The organism is Achromobacter agilis (genome assembly GCF_900496965.1).
Classification (GTDB): Bacteria; Pseudomonadota; Gammaproteobacteria; order Burkholderiales; family Burkholderiaceae_B; genus Achromobacter; species Achromobacter agilis.
Genome location: NZ_UFQB01000017.1, coordinates 1 through 25,568 on the forward strand (window position 1 = coordinate 1; position 25,568 = coordinate 25,568).

Annotated in this window: 20 protein-coding genes; 12 read left to right on the forward strand and 8 right to left on the reverse strand. The window is 66.4% G+C overall.

Annotated features, from left to right (window positions below; translation table 11 throughout):
- Window positions 1–137: 137 nt before the first annotated feature.
- On the reverse strand, window positions 138–2,843 hold the full coding sequence (gene acnA / locus AGI3411_RS19070) for an aconitate hydratase AcnA (RefSeq protein ID WP_129528907.1): 2,706 nt from the start codon (window positions 2,841–2,843) through the stop codon (window positions 138–140).
- A 293-nt stretch (window positions 2,844–3,136) separates the two neighbouring features.
- Window positions 3,137–4,066, reverse strand: a complete 930-nt coding sequence (locus tag AGI3411_RS19075) for a LysR family transcriptional regulator (RefSeq protein ID WP_129528908.1) — start codon at window positions 4,064–4,066, stop codon at window positions 3,137–3,139.
- A gap of 148 nt (window positions 4,067–4,214) precedes the next feature.
- Here AGI3411_RS19075 and AGI3411_RS19080 point away from each other — a divergent pair, with 148 nt between their 5' ends.
- The 3 genes from AGI3411_RS19080 to AGI3411_RS19090 are packed head-to-tail and all read left to right on the forward strand — an operon-like array spanning window position 4,215 to window position 7,418.
- The gene (locus AGI3411_RS19080) at window positions 4,215–5,102 is read left to right on the forward strand and encodes an SDR family oxidoreductase (RefSeq protein WP_129529035.1); all 888 of its coding nucleotides are present in this window, start codon (window positions 4,215–4,217) and stop codon (window positions 5,100–5,102) included.
- Complete coding sequence (locus tag AGI3411_RS19085; RefSeq protein ID WP_129528909.1) at window positions 5,099–6,601, forward strand: AMP-binding protein; 1,503 nt, start codon at window positions 5,099–5,101, stop codon at window positions 6,599–6,601. The genes AGI3411_RS19080 and AGI3411_RS19085 overlap by 4 nt, the downstream gene beginning before the upstream one ends.
- 55 nt (window positions 6,602–6,656) lie before the next feature.
- Window positions 6,657–7,418: a Bug family tripartite tricarboxylate transporter substrate binding protein gene (locus AGI3411_RS19090; protein ID WP_129528910.1), complete on the forward strand. Its 762-nt coding sequence runs from the start codon at window positions 6,657–6,659 to the stop codon at window positions 7,416–7,418.
- 40 nt (window positions 7,419–7,458) lie between these two features.
- Here AGI3411_RS19090 and AGI3411_RS19095 read toward each other — a convergent pair whose 3' ends face one another.
- Window positions 7,459–8,310, reverse strand: a complete 852-nt coding sequence (locus tag AGI3411_RS19095; protein ID WP_129528911.1) for a FadR/GntR family transcriptional regulator — start codon at window positions 8,308–8,310, stop codon at window positions 7,459–7,461.
- 297 nt (window positions 8,311–8,607) lie between these two features.
- Here AGI3411_RS19095 and AGI3411_RS19100 point away from each other — a divergent pair, with 297 nt between their 5' ends.
- From AGI3411_RS19100 to AGI3411_RS19135, 8 genes are all read left to right on the forward strand, one after another.
- Window positions 8,608–9,807, forward strand: a complete 1,200-nt coding sequence (locus AGI3411_RS19100; RefSeq protein WP_129528912.1) for an ABC transporter substrate-binding protein — start codon at window positions 8,608–8,610, stop codon at window positions 9,805–9,807.
- A 90-nt stretch (window positions 9,808–9,897) separates the two neighbouring features.
- Window positions 9,898–10,755, forward strand: a complete 858-nt coding sequence (locus AGI3411_RS19105; RefSeq protein WP_129528913.1) for a branched-chain amino acid ABC transporter permease — start codon at window positions 9,898–9,900, stop codon at window positions 10,753–10,755.
- A complete protein-coding gene (locus AGI3411_RS19110; protein WP_129528914.1) occupies window positions 10,755–11,744 on the forward strand; it encodes a branched-chain amino acid ABC transporter permease in 990 nt (329 codons plus the stop codon). The genes AGI3411_RS19105 and AGI3411_RS19110 overlap by 1 nt, the downstream gene beginning before the upstream one ends.
- Complete coding sequence (locus AGI3411_RS19115; protein ID WP_129528915.1) at window positions 11,741–12,520, forward strand: ABC transporter ATP-binding protein; 780 nt, start codon at window positions 11,741–11,743, stop codon at window positions 12,518–12,520. Before AGI3411_RS19110 ends, AGI3411_RS19115 begins: the two co-directional genes overlap by 4 nt.
- Window positions 12,517–13,215 (forward strand): ABC transporter ATP-binding protein, encoded by a 699-nt coding sequence (locus AGI3411_RS19120; RefSeq protein ID WP_129528916.1) that lies wholly within the window; start codon window positions 12,517–12,519, stop codon window positions 13,213–13,215. Before AGI3411_RS19115 ends, AGI3411_RS19120 begins: the two co-directional genes overlap by 4 nt.
- Before the next feature lie 16 nt (window positions 13,216–13,231).
- On the forward strand, window positions 13,232–14,515 hold the full coding sequence (locus tag AGI3411_RS19125) for a Zn-dependent hydrolase (protein WP_129528917.1): 1,284 nt from the start codon (window positions 13,232–13,234) through the stop codon (window positions 14,513–14,515).
- A complete protein-coding gene (locus tag AGI3411_RS19130; protein ID WP_129528918.1) occupies window positions 14,512–16,026 on the forward strand; it encodes a M81 family metallopeptidase in 1,515 nt (504 codons plus the stop codon). The genes AGI3411_RS19125 and AGI3411_RS19130 overlap by 4 nt, the downstream gene beginning before the upstream one ends.
- A 437-nt stretch (window positions 16,027–16,463) precedes the next feature.
- The gene (locus AGI3411_RS19135) at window positions 16,464–18,680 is read left to right on the forward strand and encodes a TonB-dependent receptor (protein ID WP_129528919.1); all 2,217 of its coding nucleotides are present in this window, start codon (window positions 16,464–16,466) and stop codon (window positions 18,678–18,680) included.
- A 15-nt stretch (window positions 18,681–18,695) separates the two neighbouring features.
- Here the strand turns inward: AGI3411_RS19135 and AGI3411_RS19140 are convergent, their stop codons facing one another.
- The 4 genes from AGI3411_RS19140 to AGI3411_RS19155 form a co-directional block, all read right to left on the reverse strand.
- On the reverse strand, window positions 18,696–19,292 hold the full coding sequence (locus AGI3411_RS19140) for a transglycosylase SLT domain-containing protein (RefSeq protein WP_129528920.1): 597 nt from the start codon (window positions 19,290–19,292) through the stop codon (window positions 18,696–18,698).
- A gap of 208 nt (window positions 19,293–19,500) precedes the next feature.
- The gene (acnB, locus tag AGI3411_RS19145; protein ID WP_129528921.1) at window positions 19,501–22,092 is read right to left on the reverse strand and encodes a bifunctional aconitate hydratase 2/2-methylisocitrate dehydratase; all 2,592 of its coding nucleotides are present in this window, start codon (window positions 22,090–22,092) and stop codon (window positions 19,501–19,503) included.
- A gap of 184 nt (window positions 22,093–22,276) precedes the next feature.
- Window positions 22,277–23,176, reverse strand: coding sequence for an FxLYD domain-containing protein (locus AGI3411_RS19150; RefSeq protein WP_129528922.1), 900 nt, complete (start codon window positions 23,174–23,176; stop codon window positions 22,277–22,279).
- Window positions 23,166–24,050 carry an FxLYD domain-containing protein gene (locus tag AGI3411_RS19155; protein ID WP_129528923.1) on the reverse strand — a complete coding sequence of 295 codons (885 nt, stop codon included), beginning with the start codon at window positions 24,048–24,050 and terminating at the stop codon, window positions 23,166–23,168. Before AGI3411_RS19155 ends, AGI3411_RS19150 begins: the two co-directional genes overlap by 11 nt.
- Window positions 24,051–24,309: 259 nt before the next feature.
- On the opposite strand from AGI3411_RS19155, the gene AGI3411_RS19160 reads away from it, so the two are divergent.
- Complete coding sequence (locus AGI3411_RS19160; protein ID WP_129528924.1) at window positions 24,310–25,074, forward strand: TSUP family transporter; 765 nt, start codon at window positions 24,310–24,312, stop codon at window positions 25,072–25,074.
- A gap of 42 nt (window positions 25,075–25,116) precedes the next feature.
- Here the strand turns inward: AGI3411_RS19160 and AGI3411_RS19165 are convergent, their stop codons facing one another.
- The gene (locus AGI3411_RS19165; RefSeq protein ID WP_129528925.1) at window positions 25,117–25,557 is read right to left on the reverse strand and encodes a CBS domain-containing protein; all 441 of its coding nucleotides are present in this window, start codon (window positions 25,555–25,557) and stop codon (window positions 25,117–25,119) included.
- Between the last annotated feature and the right edge of the window lie 11 nt (window positions 25,558–25,568).

Here is a 25,568-nt window from a genome sequence, read left to right on the forward strand (position 1 = left end):
GGTTCGCTTGATCCTTGATTCCAATTGACTCTCCTTTTTTCTCTCAAAAAGGTGTCAACCAAATTCAGGACGGGTCAAGGTAAAGAAAAAAAGCCCCGGAACCGCTAGGTTTCGGGGCTTTTTGCCGGTCAGGAGGATCAGGCCGCGAGGAGCTGGCGCAGCACGAAGGGCAGGATGCCGCCGTGCTGGTAATAGTCGACCTCGATCGGGGTGTCGATGCGCAGCAGCACCGTCACGTCCTGCTTCGAACCGTCCTTGCGGGTGATCGTCAGCGTCACGTCCTGCATCGGCTTGATGCCGTTTTCCAGGCCGGAAATGTCGTAGGTTTCCTCGCCGGTGATGCCCAGCGACTGCACGCTGTCCGAGCCCTTGAACTGCAGGGGCAGCACGCCCATGCCGACCAGGTTGCTGCGGTGGATGCGTTCGAAGCTGCGGGTGATCACGGCCTTCACGCCCAGCAGCTGGGTGCCCTTGGCCGCCCAGTCGCGCGAGGAGCCGGTGCCGTACTCTTCGCCGCCGAACACCACGGTGGGGGTGCCCGCGCCGACGTACTTCATGGCCGCGTCATAGATGGACATCTGTTCGCCGGTGGGCTGGAACAGGGTGTCGCCGCCCTCGAAGCGGCTGCCGTCCGGCAGCGCCGGAATCATGAGGTTCTTGATGCGCACGTTGGCGAAGGTGCCGCGCATCATGATCTCGTGGTTGCCGCGGCGCGAGCCATAGCTGTTGAAGTCGGCCTTCATGACGCCGTTTTCCTTCAGCCACTTGCCCGCGGGCGAGGTTTCCTTGATGGAGCCGGCCGGCGAGATGTGGTCGGTCGTGACCGAGTCGCCGAACACGCCCAACGCACGGGCGTTCTTGACCGTCGGCATCGCGCCCGGCGTCATGCCGAAGCCGTCAAAGAAGGGCGGTTCGGCGATGTAGGTGGAATCAGGCCAGTTGTAGGTGTCGCCGGTAACGCCCTTGATGTTCTCCCAGAGCTTGCCCGGGTTGCTCTTGACCTGGCCGTAGTTGGCCTCGAACGCCTTGGGATCCAGGGCGTACTTCAGCAGCGATTCGATTTCCTCGGTGGTCGGCCAGATGTCGCCCAGCCACACGTCGCCGTTCTTGCCGCGGCCCACGGGCTCGGTCATCAGGTCGCGCGTGACCGTGCCGGCCAGGGCGTAGGCCACGACCAGCGGGGGCGAGGCCAGGAAGTTGGCCTTGATGTTCGGGTGGATGCGGGCCTCGAAGTTGCGGTTGCCCGAGAGCACGGCCGAGCAGATCAGGTCGTTGCCGATGATGGATTCGTTCAGGTCCGGAGTCAGGTCGCCGGCGTTGCCGATGCAGGTCGTGCAGCCGTAGGCGGCGACGTCGAAGCCGAGCTTTTCCAGGTACGGGAGCAGGCCCGTCTTGGTCAGGTACTCGGTAACGACGCGGGATCCGGGGGCCAGCGAGGTCTTGATGTGCTTGGGAACCGTCAGGCCTGCTTCCACGGCCTTCTTGGCCAGCAGGCCCGCCGCCAGCAGCACGCTGGGGTTGGACGTGTTGGTGCAGGACGTGATGGCCGCGATCAGGATGTCGCCGTTCTTGACCTTGGTGCCGGCGCTGGTGGTGAAAGTTTGCTCCAGCTTTTCGGCCGGCTGGTTGAAGCCGTTTTCGGCGACCGGCTTGGAATACAGGTCGATGAAGGTGTCCTTGACGTTGCCGATCTCGATACGGTCTTGCGGACGCTTCGGGCCGGCCAGCGACGGCGCGACGGTGGACAGGTCCAGCGTCAGCAGCTTGGTGAAGTTGATGTCGCGGGCCTTGGGCACGCCGAACATCTTCTGGGCCTTGAAGTAGGCTTCGAAGGCGGCGATTTCCTCTTCGGTGCGGCCGGTGCCGTGGAAGTAATCGATGGTGCGCTCGTCGACCGGGAAGAAGCCCATGGTGGCGCCGTATTCCGGCGCCATGTTGCCGATGGTGGCGCGTTCGGCCACGGACAGGCTGGCGGTGCCTTCGCCGCAGAATTCGACGAACTTGCCCACCACTTTTTCACGGCGCAGCATTTCGGTGATGGTCAGGACCAGGTCGGTGGCCGTGACGCCGCCGCGCAGCTTGCCCTTGAGTTCCACCCCGACCACGTCGGGCGTCAGGAAGTAGACCGGCTGGCCCAGCATGCCGGCTTCCGCCTCGATGCCGCCCACGCCCCAGCCCACCACGCCGATGCCATTGATCATGGTGGTGTGGCTGTCGGTGCCCACCAGCGAGTCGGGGTAGTAGACGTTGTTCTTCTTGTCCTGGTGCACGCCGCGCGCCAGGTATTCCAGGTTCACCTGGTGAACGATGCCGAAGCCCGGGGGCACCACGCCGAAGGTGTCGAACGCCTGCATGCCCCACTTCATGAACTGGTAGCGCTCTTGGTTGCGCTTGAATTCCAGCTTCATGTTCAGGTCCAGCGCGTTCTTGGTGCCGAAGTAGTCGATCATGACCGAGTGGTCCACCACCAGGTCCACCGGCACCAGCGGTTCGATGCTCTTGGGGCTCTTGCCCATCTTGTCGGCCACGGAGCGCATGGCGGCGATGTCGGCCAGCAGCGGCACGCCCGTGAAGTCCTGCAGCACCACCCGGGCCACGACGAAGGGGATCTCGTCTTCGCGCCTGGCGTTGGCTTGCCAGTTGGCGAGCTGCTTGACGTGTTCTTCGGTGACCTTCTTGCCGTCGCAGTTGCGCAGCACCGACTCCAGGACGATCCGGATCGAGACCGGGAGCCGCTGTACGTCGATGCCGAGGGACTTGCCCAGCGCCGGCAGCGAGTAGTACTGACAGGATTTATTGCCGATCTTGAAATTCTTGAGGGTGTCTAGGGTGTTGTGCGGCATGATGGACTCCGTGGTTTTGCCCGACTAAAGCCGGCATTTTCTGGCGTTTTTGCGCGTTTGTCATTGTATGTGAGACAAGACCGCGTGCGACTGTGTGTCTTATATCTTATATAAGACCTAAGTAGGCCGTCAAAGTTCCCGTGCTGCGGCTGTGGGCGGGCGCTCGTCGGCCCCAGCGGCCGTCGGTCCCAACCGCTACTCTGGCCGAGGCGCGCACGACCCGCAAGCCTCTTTTATCAAGAAAGTCCTACCCGAATGTTGCCGTCCAGGCAGAAGGGCTTCCGCCCGTTGTTTCAATGCAGGAACTCGCGCAGCAGCACAGTCAGTTCGGTGCGCAGGAAATCGACCACCGCGCGCTGCGCGGTAGAGGGGTAGGGATTGGGCGTGGTCAGGATGAATAGCTTGTCGCCCGGCCCCAAGGCCTGATAGGCCGGCAGCACCGGCGCCAGCCGTCCCGCCGCGATGTCCCGCTGCACGACGTAGGCCGGCAGCAGCGCCACCCCGGCGCCTTCGAGCGCCGCCTGCGCCAGGAAGGGGAAGTATTCGGACTGCAGCCGGGGCGCGAGCTTGGCTTCATAGAGCTGGTCCTTGCGCCGCAGGCGCAGCGTGACCAGGGGCCTGGGGTCGGGCGGGCCGAGGAAGTGCAGCCGGGCGAGATCGCGCGGGTGGGCGGGCGGACCGAGCTGTTCCAGGTAGGAGGGCGCCGCGCAGAGCACCCATTTGACGTCGCCGAGCGCGCGCGCGACGTAATCCTGCGGCGGCGATGTCACAACCCGCAGCGCGACGTCTATTTCCGAGGAAATCAGGTCGCTCACCCGGTTGGAGAACAGCACGCGCAGGGTCAGCGACGGATGCCGCAGGGCGAAGCGCACGAGCAACGGACGCAGTTGATCCAGCTCTCCCAGGCCGGTGGGGATGCTTAGCCGGACGTGTCCCGCCGGCTCCGAGCCGAGTTTCTGCAGGGCGTGGCGCGCGGATTCGACTTCGCGGGCCATGCGCGAGCCGTGTTCGTACAGGACCGTGCCCTGCTGCGTCAGTTCCAGCCGCCGGGTGCTGCGCCGGATGAGCTGGGCGCCAAAGGCGCGTTCCAGCTTCTGCAAATTGCGGCTGACATGCGAGCGCGTGACGCCGTGGCGCACCGCGGCCTCGCTGAGCGTGCCCGCGTCGACGATGGTGACGAACAGCTGTATCAGATTGAGGTCGAGCGCGGGCAGGGCGGGCATGCGCGAGCCTATTGTTGACTGCCAGGAAACATAGTTTACGCAAGAAGCGGGATTGTCGCGAAACGGTCGCGGTTGATACTCTTGTTCCGGACTGAAAGGAGACAACCCCATGCCGCAAGATCTGTCCGGCGGGCACGCCCCGCACACCATGTTCCGCGCCGACCTGTTCCGCGGCCAGCGCATCCTTGTCACCGGCGGAGGCACCGGCCTGGGTTACGCCATGGCGCAGCGGCTGGCGTCGCTGGGCGCTTCGCTGCATCTGTGGGGGCGGCGCGCGGCCGTACTGGAGGCGGCCGCCGCCAGCCTGCGCGAACGCTACGGCACGGACGTCCACGCCCAGGCGGTGGACATCCGCGACGCCGAGGCCGTGGACGCCGCAGTCGAAAGCCTCTGGACGGACCATGGCGCGCTGACCGGCCTGGTCAACAATGCCGCGGGCAACTTCATCAGCCCCACGGAGAAACTGTCGGCGCGCGGCTTCAATGCCATCGCCGACACCGTGTTTCGCGGCACCTTCTATACCACCCAGGCCGTGGGCAAGCGCTGGATCGCGCAAGGCACGGGCGGCGCGGTCCTGTCCATTGTCGTGACCTGGGTATGGACCGGCTCGCCGTTCGTGGTTCCCTCGGCCATGTCCAAGGCCGGCATAGACGCCATGACAAAGTCCCTGGCGATCGAATGGGGCCGCCACGGCATCCGCCTGAACGCCATCGCGCCGGGCGTGATCCCGACCGAAGGGGCCAGCGCGCGGCTGCGGCCCAAGGATGCTGGCGCCCAGGCGCAGGCGCAGCAGAACCCGATGCGGCGATTGGGCACCGGACACGACATCGGCGAACTGGCGGCGTTCCTGCTGAGCCCGGGCTATGACTGGATCAATGGCCAGACCATTGCCCTGGACGGCGGCGATTACCTGGCCAATGGCGCGTACTTCAAACAGTATGCCGAATGGAGTGACGCCGACTGGGCCGCCGCGCGCGAGGCGATCGAGGCGCGCACCGCGCAAGACAAGGCGCAGCGCAGCACGGGGGGCGCATGACGGACAGCACGATTTACGCCGGCGGCAAGCGCCTGCCGGGAGCCGCATTGGCGGCGCGCGGCCTGCAGGTCGCCGCCGGCCTGGCGGGGCTCGGCGTGAAGGAAGGCGATGTGATCGCCGTGCTGTTGCGCAACGGCCTGCCCTACCTGGAAATCATCCTGGCCTGCAAGCGGCTGGGCTGCTATTACTGCCCGATAAACTGGCATTTCACCGCGGCGGAAGTCGCCTTTCTTGTCGAAGACAGCGGCGCCCGGTTGCTGATCGCCGACGCCGACCTCTGGCCGCCATTGCGCGGCGCGCTGCCTGCCGGGCTGCCATTGCTGCTGACTGGCCCCGGCGCTGCGCTGGCCGGGCATGCGGATTACGACGCCTGGCGCGACAGCCAGCCTTGCTACGAAGGTCCGCAAGTCGCGCCGCGCGGCCACATGGCCTATACCTCCGGCACCACGGGCAGGCCCAAGGGGGTGGTGCGTGCGCCGTTTCCGCTGGCGCACCTGGCCTCGCATCTGGCGCGGGTCGAGGAGGTGGTGACGGCGGCGTATGGACTGCGCCCGGGGTGCCGGGCGCTGTTACCCGCGCCCATCTATCACAGCGCGCCGAGCGTGTTCGCGCAGGTGGCGTTGCGGGTTTGCGAAACCTTCGTCCTGACCGACAGGTTCGATCCGCTCGAGGTCTTGCGCCTGATCGAGGCGCATCGCATCGATACGGTCTACCTGGTGCCCATCATGTATGTGCGCCTGCTGAAGCTGGATGCGGCCGCCCGTGCCGCGTACGACCTGTCGTCGCTGCGTTTCGTGGCTTCGACAGGCGCGCCGTGCGCACCGGAAATCAAGCGCGCCATGATCGAATGGCTTGGCCCGATCATCCATGAAACCTACGCCTCCAGCGAGGCCGGCATGATCACGGTGATCGATTCGCGCGAGGCGCTTGAGCGGCCCGGCAGCGCGGGGCGGCCCATCGGCGGCGCGCAGGTCAGGATCTACGGCGAAGACGGATCGCCGTGCGCGGCGGGTGAGGTCGGGCGGATCCACGTGCGCCAACCGGCCTACGCGGATTTCACCTATCGCAACAATCCGCGGGCCCGCGCAGAGGTGGAGAAAGACGGGCTCATCGGCCTGGGCGACCTGGGCTACCTGGACGAAGACGGCTATCTCTACGTCTGCGACCGCGAATCGGACCTGGTGATTTCGGGGGGCGTAAATATCTATCCGGCCGAGATCGAACATCAGCTGATGCAGTATCCGGGCGTGGCCGATTGCGCGGTCTTCGGCATTCCCGACGCAGAGTTCGGGGAGCGGCTGATGGCGCTGATCCAGCCTGCACCGGGCGCATCGCTCCAGCCCGCAGACCTGATGCAATGGTTGGGGCAGCGGATCGCCCGCTACAAGGTGCCGCGTGAACTGCAACTGCGCGCGGCGCTGCCGCGCGACGACAACGGCAAGATTGCCAAGCGCATGCTGCGCGCCGAGTTCTGGGCGGGCCGGCAGCGCAAGGTATAGCGGGACGGCGCAGCGCCGGACCAACAAGAGCGACGAGACAGCTCGGGAGACAAGCATGGCATTCAGACTGAATTACAGGCTGCGTCGCATCGCGGCCGTGGCGATCTTCGCATTCGCGGGGCCCGCCTCCGCGTGGGCTGCATTTCCGGACAAGCCCCTCAAGCTTGCCGTGCCCTACATGCCCGGCGGTTCCGCCGACCAGCTATCGAGGGTGCTGGCCGAGGGCCTGTCGCGCGATCTCGGGCAACCCGTCGTGGTGGAGAACAAGCCGGGCGCCAATACCATGGTCGCCGCGACGCAGGTGGCAAGGTCGGCGCCCGACGGCTACACGATTTTCCTTGCCAGCAACGCCAGCATGGTGCTCAACCCCATGCTCTACCAGCGCATCGCCTACGACGCTGCGCGCGACTTCCGCGTGTTGAGCATTGCCGCCGAGCTGTTGAAATCGCGCACCGGCATGGACGTGGCGCACATTCCCTATAACGGCAGCGCACCCGCCCTGACGTCGCTGATGGCCAACGATACGCAGTTGATGGTGGACGTGATCAGCACGTCGCTGCCGCTGGTGCGGGAACGCAAGATCAAGGCGCTGGCCGTCACGACCGCCGAACGGCTCGCCGTGCTTCCAGACGTGCCGACTGTCGCGGATAGCGGGTTCCCCGGGTTCCGCGCCGCGACCTGGTTCGGCCTGGCCGTGCCGCGGGCCGTGCCGCAGGCCGAGGCGCAACGCTTGCAGGCGGATGTCGATGCCTACGTGCAGGAAGACCGCAAACGCTGGGGCGCGGTGATCGAGGCCAACCGCATCAGGCTGGATTGACGCGCGGAGGGCCGGACATGCGCGTGCGGCCCGGCTGTGTTCAAGCCGGCGCGGCCGAGCCCTTCTTGCGCCGGCCGCGGCGGGCGTTGCGGGTGGCGTTGCGCCGCGACATTTCGGAATCCAGGATCAGCCGGCCTTCGAGCTTGCCGTGCATGCGCTTGACCGAGCGCATCGCATCCTGCATGTGTTCGCTCATCAGCGCGCGCACCTGTTCGACGTCGCGCTCCCGGGCCGCCGCCAGGATCTGGCGGTGGAAGCCGGTATTGGCGCTGCCGAAACGCTGCTGTTCGGCCAGCGGCATTTCGTTGTCGAACACGGTGAGCTGCCGGATCATCTCGTTGGTCATTTCGCAGCTGAAGCGCAGGAACGGGTTGGGGCAGACCGCCGCGAAGATGTCGTGGAAGTTCATCTCCTCCTGGCGCTGGGCCAGGGGATCCTCCACGTGTTCCGCCATGGGGTCGCAGCAGGCGATGTTTTCTTCCAGCGCGGCGAAGTGCGCCTCCGTCAGGAACGGCACGGCGCTGGCCGCCAGTTCGGGCTCCAGGAGCTTGCGCACCTGGTAGATGTCCTCGATCCGCACTTCTTTGAAGAACAGGTAGTTCTGCATCAGTTGGAAGGTGCGGTCCAGCGGCACCTCGACCACTGTGGCGCCGCCGCCGGGGCCGGTGCTGACCTTCACCAGCCCCTGTACCTCCAGGGACTTGAGCGCTTCCCGCATGGTGCTCTTGCTGACTGAGAACATGCTTTGCAGCTCGCTTTCGCGCGGAAGCTTGTCGCCCGGCAACAGATTCTTGGCCGTGATCAGCCGCTTGATCTCTTCGGCGACCAGGTCACTGCGCTTGGGCGGGCTCGAGATGCCGCCGGCCGGTAGGTCCTGACTGTCGAACGCCATTGCGCTCCTCCGTTGCTGCTTGGTGTGCGGGGGGCGCGCCGCTTCGGCTCGCCGCGGCCCAGGGTTATACCTGATGCCGTGGCTATTGACAGAGCCGGACCCCCAATCTGATCATGATAATAATCCTATTTATCATGATAAATAGGATCGTAGTCGCGGTATGGGCTTGCAGTGCCGTCCCGGCAGGCAGCGCCCAGGAGCTTGGAGCAGACAGAGTCGGAAAGGGGACGCGCATGGGGCGCGCTCGACATCGTCAATATGCCGCGGCAGCGCCAGCGGCAGCCAGGGAGAATCATCTTGAATCGCCGCAACCTGCTGAAACTCGCCGCGCTGAGCGCGGTACCCGGATCGTTGTGGGCCGCCCGGTCTGCGCTGGCGCAAGCCGACGCCATCCAGTTCGGGTGTCCGGTGCCCATGTCGGGCCCCTTTGCCGCCAACGGTAAATTCGCCGACCTGGGCATGAAACTGGCGCTGGAGCAATATGGCCGCGCGCTGGGCCGCCCGCTGGGCTATACCGTGCTGGACACCGAGGGCAAGCCGGCGACGGCGGTGCGCAAGGTGCAGGAAATCTCGCAGCAGAAGGGCGTCAAGTTCTTCGCCGGCGGCATCCTGTCGTCGGAGGCGCTGGCCATGGGCAAGGAGGTCGAGCGCGCAGGCGGCGTGTTCATCACCACCGCGGGCGCCGACGAGATCACCGGCAAGGACTGCAACAAGGCAACGTTCCGCTGGTCGGTGCCGACCTTCGGCGCCATCGAGCAGACCGTGCGTCCCTTGCTGGAGAAGCTGCCCAACGCCAAGCGCTGGTACACCATCACGCCGCAATACGTGTTCGGCGACGGCCTGCTCAACGCGGCCAAGGCGATCTTCAAGGAAAAGGGCATCGAGCATGTGGGCAACAGCTACCACTCGCTGGCCGAGAAGGAGTTCAGCGGCTACCTCACCAACGCCATGGCGGCCAAGCCCGACGTGCTGCTGATCCTGAACTTCGGCTCGCAGTCGTCCGACACGCTGCGCCAGGCCGTCAGCTTCGGCATGAAGCAGAACTGCACCATCCTGGTGGCGTGGGCGTCCGGCCTGGAGCAATTCGAAAGCCTGGGCGCGGACCTGTGCGAGGGCGTGTACTTCGGCGCGCAGTACTGGCATGGCATCGATTCGCCGCTCAACAAGGAACTGGTGAAGCTGTCCCAGGAAAAGACTCGCGCCAACCCCAACTACAGCCTGGCGGGGTCCTACATCTGCACCCGCATCATGCTGGACGCCATCGTCAAGGCCGGCAGCGCCGATCCGGCCAAGGTGGTGGCCGTGATGGAAGGCCTGGCGTACCAGGGGCTGACGGGACAGGAGGAAATCCGCAAGGAAGACCACCAGGTCTTGAAGAACTACTACCTGCTCAAGGGGCGGGCCAAGAAGGATATGAAGGACAAGGACGACTATGCCGAGATCGTGCATAGCGGCCGGTCCTTCCTGCCGCCCGCGGAAACCGGCTGCAAGCTCTAGCGTGCCCTCGAGGCCGGTCCCGCGGGCGCGCCTGCCGCCCGCGCGGACCGGGCATCCCGCGGCCTTTCGTTTCCTCCACCGGGCATCCTCATGAACGTCTATCTGCTCCAGGTCATCAATGGGATCGGGGTGGGCATGCTGTACTTCCTGCTGGCAGTCGGCCTGTCCATCGTTTTCGGTCTGTTGCGCTTCGTGAACTTCGCCCATGGGGCGTTCTATCTGCTGGGCGCCTACTTCTGCTTCCAGGCCATCCAATGGGGCATGGACTTCTGGCTGGCCCTGGCCGTCGTGCCGCTGCTGGTGGGCGCGTGCGCCTGGGTGGTCGAAAAGGTCGTGCTGCGCCACGTCTATGCGCAGGCGCATGAGTTTCACATCCTGATCACCGTAGGCCTGGCGTTGGTGCTGCAGGAGCTGGTCATCGTGATCTGGGGGCCGATCGGCGACAACGTCGCTGCGCCCGCCTCGCTGCAGGGCGTGGTCATGTGGGGCAGCTTCATCTATCCCAAGTACCGCCTCTTCGTGATCGGATTCACCGCCGTTTTCTCGCTCCTGCTCTGGTACGTGCTCGAAGGCACGCGGCTGGGCAGCGCCGTGCGCGCCGGCAGCGAGTCCACCGAAATGGTGTCCATGCTGGGCATCAACGTGTTCCGCATGTTCAGTCTGGTGTTCGCGCTGGGGGCGGCCACCGCGGCGCTGGCCGGCGTGCTGGCCGCGCCGATCCGCGGCGTGGAGCCCTTCATGGGTGTCGAGGCGCTGGGCATCGCCTTCGTCATCGTGGTGGTGGGCGGCATGGGCAGCTTCTTCGGCGCGCTGGTCGGCGGCCTGCTGATCGGGGTGGTGCAGAGCGTGATGAGCACGCTGTGGCCGGAGGGCGCGCGGCTCATGATCTATGTGGCGATGGCTGCGGTGCTGCTGCTGCGTCCCCACGGCCTGATGGGGAGAGGATGATGACGCGCTTGAAATCGCACGCCCAACTGCTGCTGGCGCTGGCCGTGGTGCTGCTGTTGCCGCTATGCATGCAGTCGGGATCGCTCGCCTCGGAAGTATTGATCTACGCCCTGGCGGTGGTGGGCTGCAACCTGCTGCTGGGCTTTACCGGCCTGCTGTCGTTCGGCCAGGGCATCTTCTTCGGCCTGGGCAGCTATGCCGTCGGCCTCCTGCTGACGCGCACCGGCCTGCCGATGCCGCTGGCGCTGTTGGCCGCGATGGTGGTCGGGGCGCTGGCGGCCACGCTGGTGGGCTGGTTCGCGATCCGCCAGCGCGGCACCTATTTCGTGATGCTGACGTTGGCCTTCGCGCAGATGTTCTACTTCCTGGCCTATAGCCTGCCGGACCTGACGGGAGGCGACAACGGCCTGCTGGACGTGCCGCGGCCGCCGCTCTCGGTGGCAGGGATGGAGCTCCTGGCGCTGGACTCCCCATGGAGGTTCTATGCTTTCGTGGCCGCCTGCTTCCTCGGCGTGTTCTGGCTGCTGCTGCGCGTGACCAATTCCGTCTTCGGCCGCACGCTGCTCGCGATCCGCGACAACGAGGCGCGCGCCACGGCGGTCGGCTACAACGTGCGCCTGTTCAAGCTGGCGGCATTCGCCATTTCCGGAGCCGTCACGGCGCTGGCGGGGGCTTTCCTGGCCATGATGACGGGCATCGCGCCGCTGTCCAGCATCGAATACCACAGCAGCGAGATGATCCTGGTGATGACGGTGATCGGCGGCACGGGCAATCTGTTCGCCTCGGTGCTGGGCGCGGCGTTCTATGTGTTGTTCGCGGATTGGCTTTCCACGCTCTGGCCGCGCTGGCTGATGCTGCTGGGCTTCCTGCTGATCGCCGTCAGCCTGTTCATGCAGAAGGGACTGTGGGGCCTGGGCGAACGCATCTGGCTGGCGCTGCGGCGCCGGCCGGGCGGCACGGAATCCGCCGCCGAGGAGAAGAGCGCATGAATCAAGCCACTTCCACGCCGCTTCTGCAGGCGAGCGGCATCGTCAAGCGTTTCGGAAAATTCGTGGCCCTGCACGGGGTGGACCTGCAGGTGCGGCCGCGCACCGTGCACTCGGTCATCGGCCCGAACGGCGCCGGCAAGACCACGCTGTTCCACATTCTGACGGGCACGCTGCGCACCAGCGAAGGCAGCATCGTGTTCGACGGCCAGGACGTCACGCAGGAGGCCGATTACCAGCGCGTGCAGCGCGGCATCGCCCGTTCCTTCCAGGTGACCAGCCTGTTCGCCAACCTGTCGGTGCGCGAGAACCTGCGGCTGGCGGCGCAGGGCGCGCACCGCGCCGGCGCGTTCGATTGCTGGCATCCGCCGACGGGCGCGCGGGCGCAGCGCGAAGTCGTCGATAGCGCGCTGGAGCGCCTGGGCCTGCCGCGGCTGGCCCACGTGGCCGCGGGCGCGCTCTCGCATGGCCAGCAGCGGCGGCTGGAGGTGGGCATGGCGCTGGCCGCCCGGCCCCGCGCGATCTTCCTGGACGAGCCGACTTCCGGCATGGGGGTCGACGACCTGGAGGAAATGAAGCACCTGATCCGCAGCCTGCGCGACGATCACACCGTGGTGCTGATCGAGCACAACATGAATATCGTCATGGATATTTCCGACACCATTACGGTGATGCAGCAGGGCCGGGTGCTGGTCGAAGGCCCGCCCGACGCGATCCGCAGCGACGAACGGGTGCGTGCGGCGTACCTGGGCAACATGATTACGGGAGGCCGGGCATGAGCCTGCACGTCGACGCCATACACAGCTACTACGGCAAGAGCCATATCCTGCAAGGCGTGTCGCTGGAGCTGCAGCAGGGCTCGGTGGTGACGCTGCTCGGACGCAATGGCGCGGGCAAGTCCACCACGCTCAAGACCATTGCCGGCGTGATCGCGCCCAAGGCCGGCGCGGTGCGCTTCGGCGGCCGCGACATCGCCGGCCTGCCGGCCCACAAGATCGCCGCCATGGGGATCTGCCTGGTGCCCGAGCACCGCGGCATCTTCAAGCTGCTGACGGTCGAGGAAAACCTGAAGCTGGGCATGCGCCGCGATTCGCCATGGCAGCTGGACGACATCTACCGGATTTTCCCGCGGCTCAAGGAGCGGCGCCGCAACGGCGGAGGGCAGCTGTCGGGCGGCGAGCAGCAGATGCTTGCCATCGGGCGGGCGCTCATGAACCACCCGCGCGTGCTGATGCTGGACGAGCCCGTGGAAGGCCTGGCGCCCGTGATCGTCGAGGAGATCGTGGCGCAGATCCAGTCCATCAAGCGCGCCGGCGTCACCATCCTGCTGGTCGAGCAGAACCTCGAAGTCTGCACCCAGCTGGCCGACCACCATTTCATCATCGAGCAGGGCGCCATCGTTTACGAAGGCGCCAACGCCGCGTTCATGGCGGACGAAAACGTGAAAGACCGCTATCTGGGCGTGGGCGTCTGAGACCCAAGGAAGAACCATGGAAATGAATGCACTGGAGGCTGTCAGCGGCGTCCGTATCGACGGGAACCGCCTGTGGGCGTCCCTGATGGAACTGGCCCGCATCGGCGGCACCGACAAGGGCGGCGTGTGCAGGCTGGCGCTGACCGACCTGGACCGGCAGGGGCGCGATCTGGTCTGCGGCTGGGCCCGCGAGCTGGGCTGCAGCGTGCGCGTGGACGCCATCGGCAATATCTTCATGCGCCGGCCGGGCCTGCGCGACGATCTGCCCGCCGTCATGACCGGCAGCCATATCGATACCCAGCCCACCGGGGGCAAGTTCGACGGCAACTACGGCGTGCTCGCCGGCATCGAGGTCTTGCGCACGCTGGAGCAGCGCGGCATCGTTACCGAGGCGCCGCTGGAAGTGGTGGTGTGGACCAACGAGGAAGGCTCGCGCTTCGTGCCCGTGATGATGGGGTCGGGCGTGTACGCCGGCGCCTTCACGCTCGAGCACGCATTGGCCGCGCGCGACCGCGACGGCGTCAGTGTGGACGAAGCGCTGCGCGCCATCGGCTATGCCGGCCCCGAGCCGGCGACGCCGCGCGCCGTGGGCGCCTATTTCGAGGCGCACATCGAGCAGGGGCCCATCCTGGAGGCCCGGGGGATCACCATCGGCGCGGTGCAGGGCGCGCTCGGCCAGCGCTGGTACGACGTCGTTGTTACCGGCCAGGAGGCGCATGCCGGGCCGACCCCGATGGAGCTGCGCCGCGACGCCCTGGTGGTTGCGTCGCGCCTGGTGCTGGAGGTCAACCGCAACGCGCTGGACCATGCCCCGCACGGCCGCGCCACGGTAGGCTGCATCGACGGTTTCCCGAATTCGCGCAACGTGATTCCGGGCCGGGTGGCGCTGACCGTGGACCTGCGCGCGGCCGACGACGCCACGCTGGACAGCATGGCCGGCGCGCTGGCGAAGGCCTGCGCCGATCTGGCCGAGCCCGGCCGTATCGATATCGAGTGCAAGGAAGTGGTGTACTTCCCGCCGCAGCCGTTCGAGCCCCGGCTGGTGCAGGCGGTCCGGGACGGCGCCGGCACGCTGGGGCTGGCGTCGCTGGACGTGATCAGCGGCGCCGGCCACGACGCGGTCTACATGGCCCGGGTCGCGCCCACGGCCATGATCTTCGTGCCGTGCAAGGACGGCATCAGCCACAACGAAATCGAGGACGCGCAACCCGAACACCTCGAGGCCGGCTGCAATGTGCTGCTGCACGCCATGTTGCGTTGCTGCGGCCGGATCCAGTTCCCGGAAGGAGACCCGGCATGAAAGTGCTTATCGCCCGCATGAACCACGAGACCAACACCTTCTCGCCGGTGCCCACGCCGCTGTCCACCTTCGGGCTGGACGGTCCGGCCTACGATGCCGACGCCTATGCCGAGAACCACGGCAAGCGCACCGCGATGTCGGCGTTCATCGACCTGGCCGAGGCGCGCGGCGCGACACTGGTCACGCCGGTATCCGCCACCGCCTATCCCAGCGGCCGCGTGGCCGCCGACGCCTACGAAACCCTGTGCGAACGTATCGTCGCGGCCGCGCCGGGTTGCGGCGCGATCCTGCTGGACCTGCATGGCGCGATGGCGGTGGAAAGCACCGACGATGGGGAAGGGGACCTGCTGGAGCGCGTCCGCCGGGCCGCGCCGGGCGTTCCCATCGGGGTGGCGCTGGACCTGCACGGCAACGTCACGTCCAAGATGATCGCCAATGCCGACGTCATCATCAGTTTCAAGACCTATCCGCATATCGACATGTACGAAACCGGCGAGCACGCGGGCCGGCTGCTTTTCGACAGCATCGACGGCCGCATCGCGCCGTTCATCGCCTGGCGCCGCCTGCCGCTGGTATCGCATACGCTGCGCAGCAATACGGGCGAGGGCGCGATGCGCGAAGCCGTGGAGGCGGCGAAGCGGGCCGAGGCGGAAGGCGCCTTGGGCGTATCCGTGCTGGCGGGCTTCGGGCTGGCCGATATTCCTCATCCTTGCCTCAGCGTGGTGGCGGTGGCCGACGGCAGCCAGGAGGCGGCGGAGCGCATCGCCAGCGACATGGCCGCGGCGATCTGGGCACGCCGCGAGGGCTTTCTCTATGAGAGCGAGCCGCTCGCGCAATCGCTGGCGCGCGCCCGCCAACTGGCCGAAGGCGCCGACAAACCCGTGCTGCTGCTGGATCACGGCGACAACTGCATGAGCGGTGGCACCTGCGACACCATGGACGTGCTGATGGCGGCCGTGGAGGCAGGGCTGGAAGGCATCGTGGCCGGGCTGTACTGCGATCCCGAAGCCGTCGATAAGCTGACCCGTGCGGGCGTGGGCGCGGAAGTGGAGCTGCCCGTAGGCAACAAGCGGGCCATCGACAGCATCGGCCGCCCGGCCAGGCCGGTTACGCTGCGCGGCACAGTAAGCGCGCTCACCAACGGCGAATACATCATCACGGGGCCCACCTATACCGGCCAGCTCGCCTGCATGGGCCGCAGCGCCGTGCTCGATATCGGCGCGGCGCGGCTGGTCATCACCGAGCGCACCCACGAACCCTGGGACCTGGGCGTATTCCGCAGCCTGGGGGTGGAGCCGGCGCAGGCGCGGTACATCCTGGTCAAGTCGCGCATGTACTGCCGGCCGGTGTTCGTGCCGATTTCCTCGGCGCTGGTGGAATGCGACAGCCCCGGCGTCACCAGTTCCGACTGGTCGCTTTTCGATTTCCGCAAGCGCGCCGGCCCGCATTTCCCGCTGGAGCCGCTGGCCGCGGCCGACTACGACCCCAGCCAGCCGCCGGTGGAAAAGTAGGTAAGCGTCCGACACTAGGCGAGGCGATGCCATCTTCGATGGGTGTCTGACACCCGTGGCCACCTCTGCAAGCCGTAGCAACGTCTCGTACGGGTGTCAGGCACCTGACCTTGGTTTAGGTGTCAGGCACCTGCCTGGGGTTCAGTGTCTGACTCCCCTACGAGAAGGCCTTCAATCTGCGCTGCCGCCACCCGGGTGTCTGACACTAGCCCTTTTTTAGGGCCGTTGCCGCATGGCAACATTCACATGTTTAGTATCTGATAGAAATAATGAGAATGATTTCGTTTTTTTGTATCATGCATCGGGTGAGTTGAAGCCCGCATGGCGCCGGGAGCCGGCCGCGTCCCTTCGGGGCCGGCGGCGTCCAGCATGGCGCATCCGCCCCATCGGGATTCCACCGTTCTCCGAACTTCATCCGCGCAGACGGACATCCCGACATGAAAATCAAAACCCTAGCCTGCATGGTGGCCGCGCTCCCATGCTGCGTTCCCGCCCTCGCCCAGACCACCGTGCCGCCGGCCTCCGGCGCCGGTCAGGGCGGCGTCGTTTCCATGGATGCCATCACCGTCGAGGCCAGCGCGGATGCGTCGGCCGGCGGGCTGGCCGAGCCCTTCGCGGGCGGGCAGGTGGCGCGCGGCGGCCGCATCGGGCTGCTGGGCACGCAAGACATCATGGATACGCCGTTCAGCATCACCAGCTACACGAACGAGCTGATCCAGGACCGCCAGGCGCGCAGCGTCGGCGACGTGCTGCAGAACGATGCGGGCGTGCGCGTGGCGCGCGGCTTCGGCAACTTCCAGGAGTCGTACTTCATCCGCGGCTTCATCCTGGGCTCGGACGATGTGGCCTACAACGGCTTGTATAGCCTGCTGCCTCGCCAGTACATCGCCACCGAACTGTTCGAGCGCGTGGAAGTGCTGCGCGGAGCCTCGACCTTCCTGACCGGCGCCGCGCCGGGCGGCGGCGGCATCGGCGGCGTGATCAACCTCGTGCCCAAGCGCGCGCCGAACGAACCGCTCACCCGCGTCACCACGGGCGTGTCCAGCGGCGGCCAGTTCCAGCTATCCACCGACATCGCCCGCCGCTTCGGCCCGGGCGACAGCACGGGCATCCGGTTCAACGCCGCGCAGCGCAGCGGCGATACGGGGATCGATGACGAACATTCCCGCACCAGCCTGGTGTCGCTGGGCCTGGATTGGCGTTCGGCCGATACTCGCCTGTCTGCGGACATCGGCTGGCAGGAGAACAAGCTCAAGCGCGCGCGCCCCAACGTGACGCTGGGCCCGGGCGTCACCACCGTGCCCGACGCGCCGGACGCCAGCTCCAACTACGCGCAGCCGTGGTCGTATTCCAATGAGCGAGACCTGTTCGGCACCGTGCGCGCCGAGCACGACTTTAGCGACAAGCTGACGGCCTACGCGGCCTTCGGCATGCGCCGCAGCGACGAAGCCAATTCGCTGGGCAACGTCACGCTGACCAATGGCAGCACGGGCGCCGGCACGTTCTACCGTTTCGACAACACCCGCGAAGATAGCGTGAACACGGGCGAACTGGGCCTGCGCGGCAAGGTGCGGACCGGCCCCGTGGGCCATGAATTCGTGGTGTCGGCGTCCTTCTTCGACCTGAAGAAGAAAAATGCCTATGTGATGGACTGGCAGAACACGTTCGCCACCAACATCTACGACCCGGTTTCCTATGACAAGCCGGCGTTCAGCGCGGGCGCGCTGCGCGGCAACGATCTGGACGATCCGGCGCTGCAGGGCCGCACGCGCCTGAGCAGCTATGCCATCGGCGATACGCTGTCCTTTCTGGACGACAAGGTGCTGCTGACGGCCGGTATCCGCCACCAGCGCCTGTCTCAGCGGGACTACGCCTACAACACGGGCAAGGAAAACGGCGCCTACGACGCCAGCCATAATTCGCCCGCTGCCGGCATCGTCGTCAAGGTTGCGCCCAGCGTTTCGCTGTATGCGAACTACATCGAGGCGCTGGTCGCGGGGCCGACCGCGCCCGCGATGGCTGGCGGCAAGCCGGTGCCCAACGTCGGCCAGAGCCTGCCGCCCTTTGTCTCCAAGCAAAAGGAAGTCGGCGTCAAGTACGAGTCCGACGGGCTGGGCGCTGGCCTGGCGCTGTTCTCCACGGACAAGCCGCGGGCCATGTACAACGCCAGCAACGAGCTGACCACCTCCGGCAAGGACCGCCACCAGGGCGCCGAATTCACGCTGTATGGCGAGCCCGTGAAGAACGTGCGCCTGCTGGGCGGGCTGACCTGGCTGGACGCCGAGCAGCGCTCCACCGGCAACCCCTCCATCGACGGCAACCGCGTGATCGGCGTGCCGCGCTTCCAGGCCAACCTCGGCGTGGAATGGGACATCCCCGGCGTTCCCGGCCTGGCCGTGGACGGCCGCGTCGTCTACACCGGCTCTTCCTACGCGGACGACGCCAACACCCTCAAGGTGCCCGGCTGGACCCGTTTCGACGCGGGCTTGCGCTACATGATGGACGTGGACGGCCACGTCCTGACCCTGCGGGCGCGCGTGGACAACATCGCCAACCGCAATTACTGGTCCTCGGTGGGCGGGTATCCCGGCAACGGCTATCTGGTGCTGGGCGGGCCGCGTACGTTCTCGCTGAGCGCGAGTATGGACTTCTGAGGCCCCTCGCAGGCGTCACCAGAACCAGCCGCCCCGCGTCAGGTCCGCCTCGCATTGCTTGTACTGAGCGCTGAACTTCTCGGCGCGCGCCTGTACCTTCTGCGAGACGGTCTTCAGCCAGGCCTTGCGGTCGTAGCTGCGATTGCGGTAGCCGGTCCAGCCTTCGTGGTAATTCAGGTACTGGCCGTAGGCGTCCCATTTCGAGACGCCGTTCAGGCGCTGGGACTTGTTCATGTACCAGCCCATGAAGTCCAGCGCGTCGGCGAAGTCGTCGCGGCTGGAGCCCCAGCCGCCGGCGTCCTCCTTGTAGTCGGCCCAGGTTTCGTCCTTGGCCTGCGCATAGCCGTAGGCGGAACTGACGCGGCCCCAGGGGATGATGCCCAGGAAGTAGTAGCGGGGCGGCACAGCGTCCTGCTTGAACGAGGACTCCTGGTACATCATGGCCATGGGCACCGGCACGGGCGCGCCCCACTTTTTCTGCACTTTCAGCGCGGCGTCGTGCCAGTCCGGCTTTTCGCGGAAGATGGCGCAAATGTTCTCGGGATTGGACGGCGGCGCGGTGGCGCAGCCGGCAAGCGCCAGCAGCAGCGGCGGCAGCAAAAGCCGGGTCATTGGCGGATCTTCCTCCTGATCGCGCGGCAGGGGCTTCCCCGGCATCGCGGATGTGTGTCAATGGTTACCGTGATTGTATTGAAACGTATCGATCCTGGCAGCGGAATGCGCTGCGGGCGCGGGCGCCGGAAAAAAAACAGCCCCGGATCGCTCCGGGGCTGTCCTGCAGGCCTGTGCCTGGCGGGCGCGGGCGTGGCCCGCTGGCCGCTTAGACTTCGATGACGTCGGCCACGTCCTTGTAGTCGGCGATCTTGTCGAAGTTCAAGTACTGGTAGATCTGGTCGCCGCTCTTGTTGATGACGCCCATGTCGGCCATGTACTCGTCCTTGGTCGGGATGCGGCCCAGCTTCGAGCAGATGGCGGCCAGTTCGGCCGAGCCCAGGTACACGTTCGTGTTCTTGCCCAGGCGGTTCGGGAAGTTGCGGGTGCTGGTCGACATGACGGTCGCGCCTTCGCGGACTTGCGCCTGGTTGCCCATGCACAGCGAGCAGCCCGGCATTTCCGTGCGGGCGCCGGCCGTGCCGAACACGCCGTAATGGCCTTCCTCGGTCAGTTGCGTGGCGTCCATCTTGGTCGGCGGGGCAACCCACAGCTTGACCGGGATGTCGCGCTTGCCTTCCAGCAGCTTGGAGGCTGCGCGGAAGTGGCCGATGTTGGTCATGCAGCTGCCGATGAACACTTCGTCGATCTTGGCGCCAGCAACGTCGGTCAACGTCTTCACGTCGTCCGGGTCGTTCGGGCAGGCCACGATGGGCTCGTGCACGTCGGCCAGGTCGATCTCGATGACGGCGGCGTATTCGGCGTCGGCGTCCGGCTCCAGCAGCTTGGGATCGGCCAGCCAGGCTTCCATGGCCTTGATGCGGCGGCCCAGCGTGCGTTCGTCTTCATAGCCGTTGGCGATCATCCACTTCAACATCACGATGTTGCTGTTGATGTATTCGATGATCGGTTCCTTGTTCAGGTGCACCGAGCAGCCGGCGGCCGAACGTTCGGCGGAAGCGTCCGACAGTTCGAAGGCTTGTTCGACCTTCAGGTCGGGCAGGCCTTCGATTTCGAGGATGCGGCCGGAGAAGATGTTCTTCTTGCCTTGCTTGGCCACGGTCAGCAGGCCCTGCTTGATCGCGTACAGCGGGATGGCGTTGACCAGGTCGCGCAGGGTGACGCCGGGCTGCATCTTGCCCTTGAAGCGGACCAGCACCGATTCAGGCATGTCCAGCGGCATCACGCCGGTGGCGGCGGCGAAGGCCACCAGGCCCGAGCCGGCCGGGAACGAGATGCCGATGGGGAAGCGGGTGTGCGAGTCGCCGCCGGTGCCGACGGTGTCGGGCAGCAGCATGCGGTTCAGCCACGAGTGGATGACGCCGTCGCCGGGGCGCAGCGAGACGCCGCCGCGGGTGCTGATGAATTCCGGCAGCGTGTGGTGCGTCTTCACGTCCACGGGCTTGGGGTAGGCGGCGGTGTGGCAGAACGACTGCATCACCAGGTCGGCCGAGAAGCCCAGGCAGGCCAGGTCTTTCAGTTCGTCGCGGGTCATGGGGCCGGTGGTGTCCTGGCTGCCCACCGAGGTCATCTTCGGTTCGCAGTAGGTGCCCGGGCGCACACCCTGGCCTTCCGGCAGGCCGCAGGCGCGGCCGACCATCTTCTGGGCCAGGGTGTAGCCCTTGCCCGAATCGACCGGATCCTTGGGCAGGCGGAACAGCGTCGAGGGAGCCAGGCCCAGCGCTTCGCGCGCCTTGCCTGTCAGGCCGCGGCCGATGATCAGCGGAATGCGGCCGCCGGCGCGCACTTCGTCGAACAGCACGTCGGACTTCACTTCGAATTCGGCGATGACTTCGCCGTTCTTGAGGGCGCGGCCTTCATAGGGGCGCAGTTCGACGACGTCGCCCATTTCCATCTTGGAGACGTCCAGCTCGATGGGCAGGGCGCCCGCGTCTTCCATGGTGTTGTAGAAGATCGGCGCAATCTTGCTGCCGAGGCAGACGCCGCCGAAGCGCTTGTTCGGAACGAATGGGATGTCTTCGCCCGTGAACCACAGCACCGAGTTGGTGGCCGACTTGCGCGAGGAGCCCGTGCCGACCACGTCGCCGACGTAGGCGACCAGGTGGCCCTTTTCCTTCAGCGACTCGATGAACTTCACGGGGCCGCGCTTGCCGTCTTCCTCCGGCTGGAACGCGGCGCCTTCGCGCTTGTTCTTGAGCATCGCCAGGGCGTGCATGGGAATGTCGGGGCGGGTGGTGGCGTCCGGAGCCGGCGACAGGTCGTCGGTGTTGGTTTCGCCCGGCACCTTGAAGACGGTGATCGTCAGGCTTTCCGGCAGTTCCGGACGGCTGGTGAACCATTCGGCGTCGGCCCAGCTTTGCAGCACGGCCTTGGCGTTGGCGTTGCCCTTGTCCGCCTTTTCCTTCACGTCGTGGAAGGCGTCGAACATCAGCAGCGTCTTCTTCAGCGCATCGGCGGCGATGGTGCCGATTTCCGCATCGTCCAGCAGTTCGATCAGCGGGCCAATGTTGTAGCCGCCCAGCATCGTGCCGAGCAGTTCCGTCGCCTTGGCGCGGCTGATCAGCGCACAAGCTTCCTTGCCCAGCGCCACGGCGGCCAGGTACGAGGCCTTGACCTTGGCGGCATCGTCCACGCCGGCCGGCACGCGGTGGGTCAGCAGCTCGACCAGATTCTGCTCCTCGCCAGCGGGCGGGTTCTTCAGCAGTTCGATCAATTCAGCGGTTTGTTTGGCCGTAAGGGGCAGCGGGGGAATCCCCAGGGCCGCGCGTTCGGCAACGTGTTGGCGGTAGTTATCCAGCATGTGAGGCCTGCTCAAAGTCGGGTTGGAAGAAGGGTTGTTGGCCCGAATTGTAGAGGGAAGAGGGGGACGCAAGCAAATGTCTTATATCTTATATAAGACTTGAATGCATAGCTGTTGCTTAAGGGCGACGCCGCCGGGGCCGGCCCGCAAGGGGCCGGCGGCCCGTCCGGTGCGGTAGGCGGGCCTAGCGGCCGTCCACGTCGTAAACGATTTCCACCCGGGCGAAATTCCCGCCGTACTGTTTGACGTTCACCTGGAACGGGGCGCTCTCGCCGGGCTTGAGCTTCGGCAGCCGCAGTTCCTGGAAGGCGGCGCCGGACAGCTTGTCCTGGGCGTCGTACAGGCTGACCCACGCTTTGACGCCTTCGACTTCGGCGGCGCTGTCGTTACGCACGCGTCCATGGACGGTTACGTACTTGTAGCGGTAGCGGTAGGTGAAGTTCAGGGTGCCCGTGCCGACGTTGGCCTCGGTGTTTTCGACCGAGATAGCCAGTTTGGGGCGCGGGCCGGGCAGGGCGGCGCGCTTGGCGGGAAGCCAATCGGTCTTGACTTCGGTGTAGCGGTCGACGCGCCCGGTCAGCGCCACGGGCACCCGTTCGCCGGGGTAGAGGTGGGTGGGCAGGCGCCACTCCTGCCTCAGGTCCAGCGGGCGGGAACCGTCGAATACCGTGATCGCCGCCTTCGGCGAGACTGCGACGTACTTGTCGCTGGTGTTGACCAGTTCCGCGTACAGGACTGGGCGCTCGATCTCGTCGAGCAGCCGGCGCGGCGCCGACAGCTTGAACGCGGCCGGATCGAACAGGGCGAATTCCGGATCCAGCAGTTCTTCGGTGCTCAGGCGCACGTGGTCGATCACCCGCACATTGGCCGGGCTGACCCGCACGATGCGGCTGGGCGGGGCGTCTTCGCGCGCCGGGGCGGGCGCGGCCGCCGGCGCGGACGGGGCGGCGGAACGCGCGCTCCAGGGCAGGACGCTGGTGTACTTCCACAGAGCAAAACCGCCGGCGGCAAGCATGATCAGCGCCAGCCCGGCAGCGGCCGGCCTGGACAGGCGCCTGGAATCGTCGGAGCGGTTAGCGTTCACTTTGCACCATGTAATCGTAAGAAGCGACCGCGCCATCGGTCAGCATTTCGCATCGCACATCGAAGGCAGTCAGCGCGCCGGGCGCCAGCGGGCTGGCGGCGCCGTATCCATTGCCGATGCCGATCAGGCGGCCGTCGTCGCCGTACAGCATCACCGTGACCTGGCTGCTGTTCGCCGCCTCGGCGCCATGGTTCTTCAACAGGCCGACCAGGCGGTAAGTGCCGTCGTTGCGCACCAGCTGGACCTTGTTTGCGGCCACGTCGTTGTTCTTGCCGCGGGAGAGGGCCGGGGGAGACACCTGCAGCGCATAGCGGGTATAGGCCTTGTCCGGCGCCGAGATCGTCATGGGCGCGTACTCGCCCGGCTGCAGCGACCGTGCCGGCGCGGAGCCCGACGAAGATGACAGCGAGAGCTCTCCCTGGAAGTAGGAGGCCGTGACGCGCGGCATGTCGATCTTCTTGCCGGTCTCGTTGCGCACGATCAGGACGAGCTGGCGGCGGCCGCGCGTTTCGATTTCCTGCACGTCGGTCAGCTTGACCAGCGAGGCGTCGATGGGTGGGAGGGGCGGCGGCTGGCGCGGTACGCTGCGCGTGTTCGAACCCAGTAGCGAGATCACCAGCGGGACCGCGATGGCGGCCGCGACGGTGATGGCGATTGCCGCCAGGACGCCGGGGCCGGGGCGCGCCGGCGGCGCCGGCTGCTGGATGCCGCGCAGGATCTTTTCGAGACGCTGGGCGACGTTGTCTTCGACCAGCGTGACCGCATGGCAATGGCTGCAGCGGTATTCATTGGTATCCAGCTTGGTGAACTGGGCGCTGCCGCAGGTGGAGCAGGTCAGGGTCACCGTGTTGATCGTGGTCTGTCGGGGCGTCATTGGCGCGGGGCGGGGCGCAGCGGGTTGCAGGGCGGCAAGGATAGCGGTACCCCGCCGGGGGCGGGGTGCATGAGCGCATCCATTTGTGACAAAATATGTGCTGCCGTGCGGCACCGGCCCCCTAGGGCGGCCGGTGCTATGATCGCCGGCGAGAAAAATGTAGATCCCTAGTACGCCGTTCCCCGTCGATCCGCTCCCAAGCCGCGCCCATGCGCGGCTCCGGGCAGAGCCGAGGCTGGTCAGGCTCTTCCCTTAAGCAATGAGTATTTCCCAACACTTGCTGTTCCTCGCCTGCGTGGCGCTCGCCACCTATGCGCAGACGATGACGGGTTTTGCGTTCGGCCTGGTGCTGCTGGGGCTGTCGGGCGTTTTCCAATTGGCGTCCGTGTCCGAGGTGGCCAACGTGGTCAGCGTGCTGTCCCTGGTGAACGCCGCCGTGACGCTGGCGCGCGCCAGGCCCCAGGTCAACTGGTCGCTGATCCGGCCCGCCATGATCAGCAGCCTGGCGGGCGTGGGGGCGGGCGTTGCTGCGCTGGCCTGGATCAGCGGAGCGATGACCGTTTTGTTGCAGCTGCTGCTGGGCGTCACGATCCTGGCCTGCGCCGTCCTGCTGGTGGCGCGCGCGCAACCGCTGGCGCAGGTCTCGTCGCGCAAGTCCTTCCTGTTCTTCGGCGCCGTGTCGGGCGTGCTGGGCGGGCTCTTTTCCAGCGCCGGCCCGCCCATGGTCTATCACCTGTACCGCCAGCCCTTGCCGCTGGCGGCTATCCGCAACAGCCTGCTGATCCTTTTTTCGCTCAACGCCGTCGTGCGCCTGACCCTGGTGACCGGGCAAGGCGAATTCATGGCGTCGTCGTTCTGGTTGAGCGTGCTGGCGTTGCCGATCGTGATCGGCGTGACCTGGATGGCGCGCCGCTACTCGACGGCCGGCTCGATGAAGACCGTCAAGCGCATGGTGTTCGTGCTGCTGCTGGCCGCAGGGCTGGGGCTGATCGTGCCGGCGTTCAAGACGCTCACGGCGGGATAGCCGCGAGCCTGCCCGTTCGCCAGGCCCCGCGCGCGTCCGGCGTCAGCCGCGTTCGCCGGTGATGTAGCGTTCGAGTTCGTGGATGATGAACTTCTGTTCGCTCATGACGTCCTTGACCAGGTCGCCGATGGACAGCAGCCCGATCAGCTTGCCGTCTTCGATGACGGGCAGATGACGGAAGTGCCGTTCGGTCATCATCGCCATGCAGTGCTCGCGGGTGTCGGTGCGGCTGACGTAGTAGACCGAGTCGGTCATGATGTCGCGGACTTTCGTGGTCCGCGATGAGCGGTCCTGCAGGACGATCTTGCGGGCGTAGTCGCGCTCGGTCAGCATGCCCAGCACGGCGTCGCCCTGGACGACCACGACCGCGCCGATGCTGCGTTCCGCCATGATACTGATGGCATCGAAGACCGACGCGTCCGGTGAAACCGTCACGACGGAATGGTTGGCCTTTTCCCTGAGAAGCTCAGCAACTGTCTTCACGATGTGCTCCC